The organism is Anaplasmataceae bacterium AB001_6, assembly GCA_020002265.1.
In the GTDB taxonomy this organism is placed as follows: domain Bacteria; phylum Pseudomonadota; class Alphaproteobacteria; order Rickettsiales; family Anaplasmataceae; genus AB001-6.
Genome location: CP048228.1, coordinates 583118 through 598719 on the forward strand (window position 1 = coordinate 583118; position 15602 = coordinate 598719).

Here is a 15602-nt window from a genome sequence, read left to right on the forward strand (position 1 = left end):
AATATTTGAACATACATATAACGAACTAATCAAGTTATCTTATAATTATAAGATAACTATATTAACTAGACTTCAGTTAAAATATCATCACCAATTGTACCTTCACTGTATAGACTTATCAATTTATTTATTACCTCAACATTATTAGTGAGATAAAAATTTCTAGAAAGAGCGAATATTTCTTTCAAATAATCAATAGTATATTCATTTTTTTTCAAAATCGAAAATCTAAACTTAGGTATACCAGATTGCTCATAACCAAAAATATCACCTCCTCCTCTATTCTTCAAATCCTGTTCTGCTATTTCAAAACCATCTGAAGAATTCTTTAAAAATTCAATTCGTTGTTTTGAAAAGGCAGTTATACACTCATTATCATATAATAGTATGCAGAAAGAATCTTGACCTTTACGCCCTACTCTACCTCTTAATTGATGTAATTGAGAAAAACCATACCTTTCAGCATTTTCTATAACTATAGAGTTAACATTAGCAATATCTACTCCTGTTTCAATTATTGTTGTACTAACTAATATAAGAATATTATCATCATTTTTAAAATCATGTATTATTTTCTCTTTTTCCATAATAGGCATAGAGCTATGAAGAAAAGATATCTTTTGATCAAAAATATCTTTAAGATAATTAAATCTTTCTTCTACAGATGTCAAGCCTTTTATTTCTGTTTTATCAATTGCATTACACACCCATATTAATTTTGAATCTTTATTGAGAACATTAAACAATCTTTTAATTAATTCATCTATGCGTTTTTTTTTCACTAACACAGTTTTTATGTTTCCAGAACCCATAGGCTTCTGTCTAATATATGAACAACTCATGTCACAATAAAAAATTTGTAGTACAGATCTAGGAATAGGTGTAGCAGACATCATTAGGATATCAGCAAATTTATTTTTATTAATAATACTATATCTTTGCTCTACGCCAAATTTATGTTGTTCATCTATGATTAATAAGCCTAAATCAAAAAATTGCACAGAATCTTGCAATAAAGAATGAGTGCCTATTATTAGTTGTATTTCACCTTTTTTTAAATCACTGACAATTTTTTCCTTAATAGATTTTTTGCTATCACCTAATAGAATATTAATATTTATTTTTTCATTAAGAATAGAATAAATTAAATTAAAATGCTGGTTAGCCAATACAGAAGTAGGAGATATAAAACAACATTGTTTACCATTTTCTATACAATTTAATGCTGCCAAAACAGCTACCAATGTTTTGCCAGAACCAACATCTCCTTGCAACATTCTAATCATTTTTTTATTAGAGAATTGGTCATTTTTTATATCTGTCAAAGCATTTTTTTGATCATTGGTCAAATTAAAACCTAATTTCTCTAAGAAGAAAGATTGTAAAGAGCCATTTCCAATAATTGAGCGTCCTATCTTATCATTACTTTTATCTCTTAAAAATTGTAATTTTAAAAAATAAGTAAAAATTTCTTCATATTTTATTCTTGATAAAGAATTATAATATTCATTAATATTTGGGGGATAATGCAGATTTTTTATGTTATTAATCCAATTTAACCAAGATTGATTAATCATGGAATTCTGCAATGATAAATCAGTATCTTGAATATTATTTAATATTTCTTCTATAACTAGCAAAAATTTTTCATTAGTTATTCTTTTATCTTTAAAATTATAATGAACTGAAATCTTGAATAAATTTTCTTTATCATATCTATCAATAATATCTGGGTGGCATATAGTGTTATTACCGGAATAAACACCGCTGACATAATATTTGTTATTTAAAGATAAAATTTTTTTTATATAAAATTTATTGCTATTAAAATACAATAATTTTACTTTTGATAAGCCAGAACAACAAATAACTCTTATATATTTTTGACTATTTTTTTTAGTATGTCTTTCTTCATAGCCAAGAACCGTGACAATAATAGATACAATGTCACCTTTTTTTGCATCATTAACACCCTTACTTCTATCTATAACCTTTTCTGGTAAAAAAAGTAAAATATCCTTTACCATTTTACCTTTAAAATATTTGATTATGATTTCTACTGATTCATTAGGAATATTTTTTAATTCCCTTATTTTGGCAATTTCATCAAATAGACTAATCATGGTAGAGAAAAAATATTGTACAAAAAATTAGGTATATCGAAAAATAATAACTAAAAATGATTTATGAAAAAAATATTTTTATATCAAGGAATAATATTACTAACTATCTCTCTTTTTATGTTTTTATGTCACATATGCAACATAATATACAATACAGAATCAATGACAATGCTTAATTCTGTTAAAACAGTAATTATTATAGCACTATTTTTTTTAATTATTGATAGATTATTGTCTCGCTATATAAATCATAATAAAAGTGAGTATTTTAATACTTTAATTTTATTCATACTATGGTTCTCAACTTCTATATTTTGTGCTATTCCTTTTTATTATGAAGGTTATAGTATATATGACTCTATTTTTGAATCTGTATCTGGAATTACAACAACAGGAGCAAGCATCATCATAGATATAGAAAAACAAACAAAAGGAATATTACTTTGGAGAATGATTCTACATTTAATAGGTGGTGTTGGAATAGTAATATATGCTTCGGTAATGCTACCAATCTTTACAAATAAAGATATGGAATCAGTAATAAAAAGTTATAATCCATCAAATATTGAAGAAAGATTGTTTAGTAAAAATAGCCAATTTTATAAAGCAATTGCAGTAATATATTTATCATTAATAATAATTTGTGGATTTTTATATTATATCTTTGGAATGAACATATTTGATTCTATATGTCACAGTATATCTACAATATCTACAGGAGGATTCTTTAATTATAATAATTCATTTGCTTATTATGATAATTTCTTCATAGAGTTAGTGGCTGAAATTTTTATGCTACTAAGTTCCATCCCCTTTATAATATTAATAAGATATTTGTTAACCACAGAATATATCTCAGACGAGCAAACTAAAACGTATTTAATACAAACATTTATTGCAATAATAATAGTTTGCTCAATTCTAATTATAAGAAAAGAATATCCCACCACTGCTGAAAATTTAAGATATGGAATATTCAACACAATCAGTATGGCAACTACTTCAGGATTTTCAAATGGAGAATATTATTTTTGGCATTATTTAACTCATATATTGATACTAATTGCAGTAATAGGCGGATGTTCAGGATCAACTGCAGGAGGTCTAAAAATATTTAGAATATATATTATATTTAAATCAATTTATCAAAGTATACTAGAATCTCTATCTGAAAAAATTTTCCACCCTGTAAGGTATCTAAATAAAACTATAGATCGTAAAATAATAACAATGATAACAATATTCGTGATTATAAATATAATAACAACCATATCTATAATGGTTATAATGTCTCTATACAATTATAATTTTGTTACTTCTAGTACTACAGCAATATCTATACTTAATAACATAGGAGCAGTTTTTGGTGATGCTGCAATAGAGCAAAATTTCCAATTCTTGAACAATAATGCAAAACTTTTCTTATCATTAATAATGATAATAGGGAGAATGGAGATATTGCCCATACTCACAATGATTATATGCTTTATGAAAAAAAAGAGATATAAAATAATAAACTAAATAGTATAAAAGGAGTCTATCGGAATAGCTTCAAGATCATCTCTCTTAATTTTATATATAGAATCAACCAAAATTTTGGCATACTGCATATTAGTAATGCTAGGGCATTTCTTAAATAAAGCAGTAGAACGTATACTAAAACTATCTTTTATTGATCTGTCACCTTCAGATGTATTAATTATCAAATCAAACTGTTCTTGCAGTATCATATCAACCACATGAGGGCTACCCTGCTTAACTTTGTTTACTGCAGTATTTTGTATTCCATTATCATCCAAAAATTTTGATGTACCTTTAGTAGCAAATATTTTGAATCCTAATTTACATAATTTTTCTACTATTGATAAAGCAGCTGCTTTATCATCATCTTTAACAGATATAAAAACATTCCCAGAGTGAAATAAGGTATTTCCACAAGCTTCATAAGCTTTCAAAAACGCAATACCAGAATCTCTATCTATAGACATCACTTCGCCTGTAGATTTCATTTCTGGACCTAGTAACACATCACTCTTAGGAAATTTAACAAAAGAAAAAACAGGTATTTTTACTCCAAACCAATCTATATTTTCACATCTAATAGACATATCTAATAACTCAGATAATTTATATCCCATCATAATTTTCGTCGCAATAATGGAAAATTTAATACCCATAGTCTTAGAAATAAAGGGAACCGTCCGGCTAGCTCTAGGATTCACTTCTAATATGTAAATTTCGTCATCTTTAATTGCCATCTGCACATTTAAGAAACCTATCACTCCAACTTCTAAAGCAATTGCAACAACTTGCTCTCTTATTTTTTCTATTATATCTTTGTTTAAAGTACGAGGCGGAAAAGAACAGCTAGAATCTCCAGAATGTATTCCTGCTTCTTCTATATGTTCACTAATACCAGCTATAAAAACAGACTCTCCATCACTTAAAGCATCAATATCTATTTCAATAGCTTGAGCAACAAATTTATCTAGTAAAAGACCTCCCTTCCCAAAATAAGAATCTACTGCATTTTTTGATAAATATTCTTCAAGCATTGCATCAGTATAAATAATATTCATACTCTGACCTCCTAAAACATAGGAAGGTCTAATAACAAAAGGAAAGCCAATATCTTTAACTCCTTGCAAAAATTCTTTCTTATTTCTACAAATAAAATTCTTAGGTTGTTTCAAATTCAATTTATTAAGCAATACCTTGAACTTTTCTCTATCTTCACATCTATCAACAGCATCACATTGCGTTCCTAATATAGGAATTCCCAACAACTCTATATCTTTTGCCAAATTCAAAGGAGTTTGACCACCAAATTGGATAATAACACCCAAAACTTCTCCGGAACTACTTTCTTTTTCAAATATTTCTCTAATATATTCAATTTTTATAGGAGAGAAATATAATTTATCAGAAATAAGAGGATCAGTTGAAACTGTTTCAGGGTTACAATTTATCATTATCGCTTCGTAGCCAACTTCTTTAATTGCGCGTATAGATTGTACACATACATAATCAAACTCTATTCCTTGGCCTATCCTATTTGGACCACTACCTATTACAATAACCTTTTTACGATTTAAAACAGTCAATTCACAATCTTGTTTATTTTTATAATTACCCCGATAAGTGGAATAAAAACAATTTATATAATGTTCAAATTCACATGCGCATGAATCAATATAATTATAAGAAGCATTAACACCCAATGTTTTCCTTATTCTATATATTTTGTCATAATTATCATTTAATAATTTAGCAACTCTTTCATCACTAAAACCTATCTTCTTTATAAAAAACCAATCTGATTTATCAAAAAAACCTTTCTTGTCTTTAATATAATTTTCTGTATCTACAATCAATTTAATATTTTTTAGAAACCATAGATCATAATTAGTAATTCTAGATATATCTTCAATATCCATTCCATATCTCATTGCATCTGCAATATATCTTAATCTATCAGGAGATAGAAATTTTAACTTTTTTTCAATCTGTGATATGCTGGTAAATTTTATTACAGGCTCTAGTCCAGATAAATTATTTTCCAAAGATTGATATGCTTTTTGCAAAGATTCAGGAAAATTACTGCCTATAGCCATAACTTCTCCTACAGAATGCATAGTGCTGGAAAGAACGGATGCATTTTTACTATAATCAAATTTTTCAAAATTAAACCTGGGAATTTTTGTAACAACATAATCAATTGTAGGTTCAAAAAAAGCTGTAATATGATTACTTATACGTATATCTTTAAGAGAATATCCAAGTGCCAATTTTGACGTAACAAAAGCAATAGGATAACCTGTAGCTTTTGAAGCTAAAGCTGATGATCGAGATACTCTGGGATTAATTTCTATTATACGAACATCTCCAGTATTAATGTTATAAGCAAACTGTACGTTAGCGCCACCAGATTGCATTCCAATAGCTTTTAACAATTTTATAGCACAGGTTCGCATAGCTTGATATTCATGATCACGCAACGTCAAAATTGGAGCCACCGTTATGCTATCACCTGTATGAACGCCCATAGGATCAATATTTTCTATTCCACATACCACTACAGAATTATCATATTCATCTTTCATTAGCTCCAGTTCTATCTCTTTCCAACCTATCAAAGATTCATCAACTTGAACCGAATTATTAGGAGAAATTTCTAAGCCTTCTTTAATACGTTCAAAAAAATCCTCTCTAGTACGAGCAATCCCGCCACCTAAACCTCCTAAAGTAAAAGAAGGTCTAATGACAGCTGGCAAACCTATATATTGCAATAATTCTTCAATATCATCTTCGGAAGTAATAATACGATATTTAGGAACCTTAAAACCTAAAGAATTCACTATATTAGCAAATCTACCTCTATCCTCAGCATTCATTATAGCTTCATAACTAGAGCATAAAAGCTTAATACCATATTTTTCCAATATCCCCTTTTCATGTAGCAAAACAGCCAAATTCAGTGCTGTCTGTCCACCTACATTTGGTAATATTGCTTGAGGTTTTTCTTTTTCTATAATCTGTAATACTGTATTTTCATTTATAGGCTCTATATATATGGAAGAAGCAGTATCACTATCAGTCATTATAGTTGCCGGATTTGAATTTAATAAAATAACTTCTATTCCTTCTGATAACAATGATCTACAAGCTTGTGTCCCAGAATAATCAAATTCTCCAGCCTGACCTATAACTATCGGTCCAGAGCCTATAACAAGAATCTTCTTTAAATCTGGATTTTTTTTCATCGCAATATTAAAATGTCCGGTACTATCTACAACACATAAATTAACACAAATGTAATAATTTGTATAGAAAATCAATTATTTAAAATGGGATCATAGCATTATTCTGTAAATATAAATTAAAAGAATATTTATCTACTAAGCTCATAATTGTAGTATAACTAGGTCTCATTGCTCCATCACTAGGGGTAATAGATATAGATATATCCGATAAAGAATTCATTGTATCATCACTTTGTTGTTCTTTTGTATAGACGAACATATTATCATGAATTGCAAATGATCGAACTATTTCATTTGTTGATAATTTGGTTATTTCTATTAAAAAAACTAAATTTACCCCATCTATATAATGATTCCTAGGAATCCATCTGATTTCTATATCGCAATTAATATTGTTATATTCAAAATGGACAGGTCTAGGTATACAAGAAAATTTTTCATCAATTTTAAAAGAATATGATTGTATATCTTCATTAACAGAGCATAATTCAGCAATAATTTCCTTTCCCCTATAAGAAGAAGGAATTGGTAAATTTAGTAGATAATCATTATATATATAGAAACTTTTTCCTACAATATCACTCAATATTTCTGCCTCAGAAGAAAAACATCCTCTTAAAATATTGGTTAATTTATATATCTTAGGATGTATTTTTTCTACAGTTAAAAATCTAATAATTTCATTTTCAATAAATATTATATTTTTATTAGTATTTAAATCTTCTATGGAAATTGACTCTAATTCTCCACTCTCAACATTAACATATATCTCTGTAATATTATCTATATAATAAGGAGATATTTTTTTATATAAATTAGAATCATTATTACTTACAGATCTATTATAAGATATAACATAGCCATAATAACTAACATTATTAATAGTAGTTTTACAAAATGGCTCTGATTCAATATTAATTAAAGACATGGTTAATTCAGCATTATTCCATTTTTCAGTAAATTTTAAAGTTGCAAAATAACCACAATCATAACCTATAAAAGGAAGATTATTTTTCATACAAAAGAATGTATTTTCTATTTCACCTTCTACGCCTTCAATAGGATTATTAATACAGTTTGAATAATTATCCATAATGATCCTTTTAAAGTTATCAATAGGATAAAAATTATTGATCACATAAGAAGTTCCAAAATTATCAATAACTTTTTCTACAATACATAATATACTATGATATTCTGAAATATAAAGTTTGATAACATCAGCTAATGATAATTTTACATCTGATAAAAGAGTGATTACATATGTATTTTTATTTTGTAAGATCAAATTATTATAAATAGTATTTGCAATAAAATTAGCTTCTTTTTTTGTAAAAATATCTCCACAATTTATTGATAAACAACGATTTCTTTTGTCATCGTATCCCTCGTTATAATCTTTATCATTAGAATTTTTAATGTTGATGTTAGATAATTTATATTTACTAAATATATCAATGTATGAAAATATGATTTCATCAATAAGTATAGGATAAGATTTAAAATTGGACTTTACGCTTGTATTAACTAATCTTTCATTTTTATTAATAATTTTTATTTCATTAAGTACTTGAGAATGGTCTTTGATATAAATCCCTGTTACATTTTCTGTTATTATCAATCCATATATACACTCTAAGTGTTTTAGTATAGTAATAAAGCATTTTGGTTTATCAATTAAAAAACCATCAATATATCTGTCTTTCATTTGAAAATTAATATTTTCATTTTTTAATGGAGATCTATAAAATATATCTGCTAGAAAATCTTTTAATCTACACCCATTCATTTTACCATTAAGAGACATATCATACTCCCAAAATGCTGATACATTCCATTGAGCTTTTTTACCTGGATATTCTGGAAATGGCCGAATATCATAGTTATATACAAAAATATGCTCTATCATCTCAGAATTATTCCAATATTCTAATGTTGCAATTAAAGCATTCTGTTGTAGTTCATTACAGACAATATTTCGAGAATTATCGGGAGTTTTAATATTTGAAAATTTATCAAATTCTCTAGCACAACTAGGGTTATCTGTGCCACAATCAATACTAGGGAATCCTAATTCTGTAAACCATATGGGTTTTGCTTTTGGCACCCATGCAGTTTTTTTATTTATATTTCTTTTATTGATACTGTTATTATAATGCTCATTACTCCACCAGTGATTTATATTTTTTATAGCATAGGTACTATCATCATAATATTTTTTTACTAATTCATATGTATCATTATCTATTTCATAAAAATAATCGTAATATAGCCCAGAGTTCCAGTATTTTTTATAATCTGATACATTTAATACTTCTTGGTAGCCCTCTAATGAATCAGTTAAAGGAAAATAAGCATTAATTCCTATAAAATCTATACCAGAGCTCATCCATAACGCATCCATATTATATATTTCTTGGTGACTATGGTATTCATCCCAATCAGCAGAATAAGTCACTAAAATGTCAAAATTTAAAAATATAGTATGTTTAATATATTCAGCAAGATTAGATAACATATCTATTCCAACATAATCACCCTTTGAATTTTGAAAAGATGTAATACCTTTCAGTGCATAACCTATAGAAAATGCATGAATTTTCTTTTTTAATAAAGTAGCGTAGTGAACTATAAATTCTTGATATTTATCAAAAAAAATATTTAAGTGTCCGTTTTTAAGACATCTTATTTGACTACAATGTGTTTTCAATTTATCGTTGATTAGTATCTTCGGTTGAACAAATATTTTATATCCCCTGTTTTTTAACTCTTTAACCAAGTTAAAAATTGATTGATCATTACAAGTACCACCATATACAAAGTTACTATGTGAGTCATATCCTACAACTTTTACCTCTATACTAGAGCGGTTATATGTTCCAACTTTCCACTCCGGTGTAGTATTATGTGATTTATTCTCTACATAAGGTTTTAAATCAAAATCTTCATTTAATATTTCATGATCACAAAACCATGCTACTTCAATAGAAATCCATTTAACATGAGGAAAATATATTTCCATTGCTTTTAAAGCAATAATGATATCCGTTGTATCTGTATGATCTACATTATTGTTGATTATCATATTCTCAGTCTGAGAATCAAATACCACACTTTTAGTAGCTATTTCTGTATCATATATAAATTCCCCAGTAGATGGAGTAATACATATAGCTTGTGTTAAAGTGCTTAAAGCAGTATTACTATTTTTTTGAATTGGCAAATTTCGAACAACTTCAAATATGAATTCAACGTTATCTGGATCTTCAATTTTATAATCAGAAATTACCATATAAGCACAAGAATAGTAAGCAGGAGTAATAGGTATTTCTTCCTGTAAAGTAGGATCACATTCTTGATCATCTTCTCCGAAATAAAAATCTATTTTATGATCTTCAGAAAAAATAAGAGAATCATTGATCCATAAATTATTAACACTATCAATTTTTCCTTCACATATTAAAACTGCAGCTTTAATTAACAATTCATTTGATATATTTCTATATGTTTTTTGCCATATCACACGCCCTTTTATTTTAACAGTTCCATAAACTATAGGAATAATATCCTTACATAACAGAGAATATTCTACTTCTACATCAGAATATTTATCATCTTCTGTATAGTAATAATTCAAGAATTTTTTTTGGCTATTATTGTCAATTGTGAGACTATCTGTTTTTTCACTTGCTAATAAATTAGTCAGTTCTGAAAGAAAATACTCTAAACCATATTGGTTTTCTGTAGGTAAAAAATAAGTAGTGATATTATCTAAAAACTCTATTAATTTCTTGTAATTCATAAAAGGAAGATCAAAAAAAGAGTTATTTTAATATCTATTGACTTGTTAACAAAAGCAAATAGTTAAATTGAACTACATTAACATATTTAAAAAATGCTTTGATATTTTTTCTTGTAAAGAATTTTGTGATAATCTGTCCTGTAAGTGATCAAAATCAATATTTTTAATATTCTGCTCTTGATTCAAACAAGAAAAAATATATTCTTCTTGATCATCTATTATTTTTCTCTGTAGACAAGAACCGCAAACTCCTCCCATCATGCATTGCATAGGAGAATTAATAGATGCGATGATTTCACATTTATTTGAAATTTTTGTTCCATAAAAACAGTCATAAATTTTATCTTTAAAAGCCTTCATTAATCCAACAGAGCCTACTATCAATATCCTATCAAAGTCAGATATATTTTCATTTCCTGTAAAATATTGATATATAACATCTATTACACTCCCAATATGGCTACTATCTTGTCTTCTATTAGAGACAATTTTATCAACATCTGAACACCAAAATATCTTATCAATTATTGACTCTAAATAATCTTGTTTAAATAATTTTGAAGAACTTCTATAACCTGCAAAATATGTTATATTGCATTTTTCTTTTTTCATTGCATCTGCTATACCAAATAAAACAGCATTACCAACTCCTCCTCCTACTATCATTACTTTTTCTCTTGGCAATATTTTCGTTTTTTGACCAATTGGACCCATTACAATAACTTTTTCATTATTTCGTAATGTACGACAAATATTACTGGAAGATCCAACGTTCAAAATAATAGAGGATATAATACCATTTTCTCTATCTATAAAACACGCAGTCAAAGCTAAGGGCTCCATAAGCATTTTTATCCCATGGATATCTTCAGAATATTTAGAGTAATTTTGCAATTTAAAAAATTGTCCAGGCTGTATTTTTTTAGCTATAGCAGGAGAATAAATAAATACTTCAAATATATTTTCTGCGATATTATCTATCTTAATAATCTTACTTTGAAATTTATTCTCTATTTCTGATACAAGGCTTATACTAGAGCTTATATTTTTTAATTTTAGTTGTTTTATATCATCATTTATTTTATGTCGTAGTTCTGTAGAGCTATTAATTGCTTTTACAACACTACCTGTATAATTGAGATTAAAATCACCAACACTAGTTATTCTGTTATTAAATTTTTCAAAAAGACACTTATTATCATTAATTATTTTATGATTAAAATTATTTCCAATTGAAATAATTACATTATTACACTTAATCACTTGTTCTTTTTTATCATTTAATTTTTTTATTTTTATACTTGATAAATGATTATTTTCATCAACATTAAATTTTTCAACTATTGAATTTTCTATAAAAATGATACCTTCATATAACGCACTTTGAAGTTCATGAGAATTTAATTTATATGCTGGAGATTCTTTTATAGATTTTCTATACAAAATTTTAACACCACCTAAAGATCTTATAAATTCTCTTTTTTGAACATCAGATAAATCTTTGATTATATTATAATGATCATTAAATTCTTTTAAGATTAAAATATCTTCTTCAGTAAATTGAGAATGTAAGTAGTCATATCCTAACTTATCCAGTAAAAAATTATACCTATCAAAAAATATTCGTAATTGAACTGGATAGTACGTTTGAATTTCGGTAGCTACATCAATTGCAGTTAATCCTCCTCCAATAACCACTGCTGGCAATCTTATTTGTAAATTACTTACTATATTCTCTTTAAAAGCACCATTTAAATGCAAAGACATTAGAAACTCTGAAGCTGTTCGCACTCCTTTAGGGAAAAAATTTCTCATTTTCAAATAAAAATAAAATTTAGTACTAAATTAACATATTAACTTCATGAAGTCTAAGAATATATATAGCATTTCAATATATAAAATTATCTTTATATTAGAATATTTTAATAATAAATTAATTATATCAATTTATAATTTAAGTAATATATATTTTGGTATGTGATCATGCTACAATTTGAAGAAATGAGTAATATTTTTGATGATGATGAAAATTACTATGAAGAAGTAGGACCTTCCGAATACGAACCTAAAAATACTGAATTAAAAGAAAAACTTGATAAAAATAATGCTGAAGCAAAAAAAGCTCCAAAGAGTGTTAGATTTAAAGAAGAGATAGAAGACGTAAAATATTATCGTAAAGATGACCCTCCAATAAGACTTTCTCAGGAAGAAAAAACTATATTTGATAAATTAAAAGATCTTGTCCAATCAATAGGAAATGCATTATCTTCATTAAAAGATACTATAAGTCAAAAATTATCTTTTGGAAAAAGTGCTAGTTACTCATTAGAGCATGAAGCATATGTTCAAAAGAATTTATATTCTGCGCAACCACAAAAAACACCTAAAGAAGAAATATATTCAGAAACATATATGAACCAAAATCAGTTGCAAAGACAGAATGCTATTAAAAAAACTTCTATGCCTGAAGAAGGAATATATTCGGATCCATCTGAGAAAATTGCAGCAAACAGAAATGCTGGTATCTTTGAAGAAGACATATATTCAGAAACATATATGGATATGAGTGGAGGTAAAAAACAGGATCCTATGAAAATTCCCCCTGAGCCAAAATTGGATACTGTTAAAGCATCTCCAGAACAAATTGCAAAACAAGAAGTTAATAAAGGACCACAAAGATAAAAATTTTTTTTAATACGATAATTATTATGAATTATACTTATGAACCTAAAAAACTTAACAAATTAGTGAAAATGTTATACGAAATAAAAAACGCATTCACTGATCTTATAAATAATATTACAGGGAAAACAGCTGAAGTTTCAGAACGACAACAAAAATTTCATCAAGAATTTTTGGCTTCTGAACAAAATAGAACGCTTCAAAAAGAAGAAGTAGAATATAATAAAAATTATGAAACTAAAGAAAATATATATGAAGAAATAGACGATGCTATAACACGAAATCAAAAATCTAGCAATTATAATGATGCAGCATCTGAACTTTCATATGATCCAGAGCTAATATATGAAAATTTACCAAAATATTCGCTACCAGATCTCAATATGGAAGAAGAAGAAGATCTTTATATGAAACCCGTGGATATTATTCAAAAACCAGAGAAAAAAGTTCCTCCTCTTCCGCCTCTTAGAACAGATAGCTTACCTGCTATAGACAATACGCAAAAACCAGAGAAAAAAATTCCTCCTCCTCCGCCTCTTAGAACAGATAGCTTACCTGCTATAGACAATACGCAAAAATCAGAGAAAAAAGAAGAAGGTCTTAATATAAATGTATCTGAAAAAACGAAAAATCTTCCTAAAACAGATCTAAAGGATGTTAAAGCACCTCCACAACAGATAGCAGAACAAAATATCAATAAAGGCATGGAAAGATAAAATGTTTATTTTTTTTCACACTTAAGTTTAGTTTAGATAGTGCAAAATTTTTCCTTAAAAGATAAAACTTCTTTCTCATGAAATATATTGGATACTCTTATATCTTCATTATTACAATAATCTTTTAATATCTTAGATATAAGAGTACTTAGAACTTTTCCAGGACCTATCTCTATAAATTCCCTAACTCCTTTATCAAATGCATACTGTATAGATTCTCTCCATCTAACTTTACTATATATTTGATCAATAAGGAGGGATTTTATAATAGATATATCATCTTCAGCAGTTGCAGTAACATTAGATATTATTGACACAGATGAAGAATGAAACGTCACTTCTTCTAAAATCGATTTTATATCATCTTTTATACTTTTCATATATGGAGAATGAAAGGCAGAACTAACATTCAAAGGAATAATTCTTTTAAATTTCTTTGTATTATTTGAAATATTTATAAATTCATCTATAGATATATCTAAACCACTTATTATAATTTGACCCGCACCATTATCATTCGCAACATAACAATTTTCTATTTTATTATCATTAATAAAATTATCAACTGATAAAATATCTGTAAATAATATAGCTGCCATTTTCCCTTTTTTATCTTTCATTGCATGCTTCATAAATTTTCCTCTTTTCCTTACCAATCTTATAGCATCATAAAAAGATAAAATTCCATTTGCGCAAAGAGCAGTGTATTCTCCCAAAGAATGCCCTGCAAAATATTTAACACTATCTTTTATAGCATCCTTTCCAAGGAGAGATTCTAATACTCTAAATATTGCAATAGAAACACATAATATAGCAGGTTGTGCATTTTCTGTTAAAGTCAAAATTTCATCAGAACTATCAAAAATAACAGATTTTAAATCCATGGATAAAGCATCATTAGCTTCTTCAAAAACTTCACGAACTAGAGCATTTGTAGAATACAATTCTCTTCCCATACCTATAAATTGTGAACCTTGACCAGGGAATACAAATAAAATTTCTGAAGCAATATTAGATTTCATAACCAAATAGATCAAAAAAGAATAAAAAATACGCTATAATTTTGCATTTTTTTTATCAAGATACAATTTATTTGAAAAAATATTATCGTATTTTTCCATATTTTTTTTCGTATTATATGCTTTAATGCTTTTTATTCTATTTTCTATCAATTTTTCTAAACATTTTATATATCCATGCTTTTTGCGTAAAGTATGTAAAATTACAGTTATATCAATTTCTTTATATGCAATTTCTTGATTTGTTTTTTTTATTAATTTATCTAGATAAATTAAATATTCTTTAAATATTTCACTTAATTTATAATTGTTATAATCTAAATATTTATTATTATCTTTTATTTTTTCTTCTAAACCATTCTTAATCAAGATTAGTTTATTTAATTCATCATTTTTAATTTCTAATACAGAAATATATTTTGCCAATTCATTTTTTTTTATTTTTAATAAGAATGTTATTTTTTTTATTTCCATAAAGCAATATAATAGCGTGAAAA

The 15602-nt window shown here is 26.6% G+C and carries 9 protein-coding genes; 3 read left to right on the plus strand and 6 right to left on the minus strand.

Annotated features, from left to right (window positions below; all coding sequences use genetic code 11):
- Positions 1-65: 65 nt before the first annotated feature.
- Positions 66-2123 carry a DEAD/DEAH box helicase gene (locus GUI12_02795; GenBank protein UAT43069.1) on the minus strand — a complete coding sequence of 686 codons (2058 nt, stop codon included), beginning with the start codon at positions 2121-2123 and terminating at the stop codon, positions 66-68.
- Between the two features lie 63 nt (positions 2124-2186).
- Between GUI12_02795 and GUI12_02800 the strand changes: the two genes are divergently transcribed.
- The gene (locus tag GUI12_02800) at positions 2187-3644 is read left to right on the plus strand and encodes a TrkH family potassium uptake protein (protein UAT43070.1); all 1458 of its coding nucleotides are present in this window, start codon (positions 2187-2189) and stop codon (positions 3642-3644) included.
- Here GUI12_02800 and carB read toward each other — a convergent pair.
- From carB to GUI12_02815, 3 genes are all read right to left on the minus strand, one after another.
- Positions 3641-6886 carry a carbamoyl-phosphate synthase large subunit gene (carB, locus tag GUI12_02805; protein ID UAT43071.1) on the minus strand — a complete coding sequence of 1082 codons (3246 nt, stop codon included), beginning with the start codon at positions 6884-6886 and terminating at the stop codon, positions 3641-3643. The genes GUI12_02800 and carB overlap by 4 nt on opposite strands.
- 79 nt (positions 6887-6965) lie before the next feature.
- The gene (locus GUI12_02810; GenBank protein ID UAT43072.1) at positions 6966-10688 is read right to left on the minus strand and encodes a hypothetical protein; all 3723 of its coding nucleotides are present in this window, start codon (positions 10686-10688) and stop codon (positions 6966-6968) included.
- A 72-nt stretch (positions 10689-10760) separates the two neighbouring features.
- Complete coding sequence (locus tag GUI12_02815) at positions 10761-12503, minus strand: hypothetical protein (protein UAT43073.1); 1743 nt, start codon at positions 12501-12503, stop codon at positions 10761-10763.
- A gap of 186 nt (positions 12504-12689) precedes the next feature.
- On the opposite strand from GUI12_02815, the gene GUI12_02820 reads away from it, so the two are divergent.
- Positions 12690-13370: a hypothetical protein gene (locus tag GUI12_02820; GenBank protein ID UAT43074.1), complete on the plus strand. Its 681-nt coding sequence runs from the start codon at positions 12690-12692 to the stop codon at positions 13368-13370.
- Between the two features lie 26 nt (positions 13371-13396).
- Positions 13397-14086 (plus strand): hypothetical protein, encoded by a 690-nt coding sequence (locus tag GUI12_02825; protein UAT43075.1) that lies wholly within the window; start codon positions 13397-13399, stop codon positions 14084-14086.
- A 32-nt stretch (positions 14087-14118) separates the two neighbouring features.
- Here the strand turns inward: GUI12_02825 and fabD are convergent, their stop codons facing one another.
- Together fabD and GUI12_02835 are read right to left on the minus strand one after the other, a co-directional pair.
- Positions 14119-15108 carry an ACP S-malonyltransferase gene (fabD, locus tag GUI12_02830; GenBank protein UAT43076.1) on the minus strand — a complete coding sequence of 330 codons (990 nt, stop codon included), beginning with the start codon at positions 15106-15108 and terminating at the stop codon, positions 14119-14121.
- Positions 15109-15141: 33 nt separating this feature from the next.
- Positions 15142-15579 carry a hypothetical protein gene (locus GUI12_02835; protein UAT43077.1) on the minus strand — a complete coding sequence of 146 codons (438 nt, stop codon included), beginning with the start codon at positions 15577-15579 and terminating at the stop codon, positions 15142-15144.
- Positions 15580-15602 lie beyond the last annotated feature (23 nt).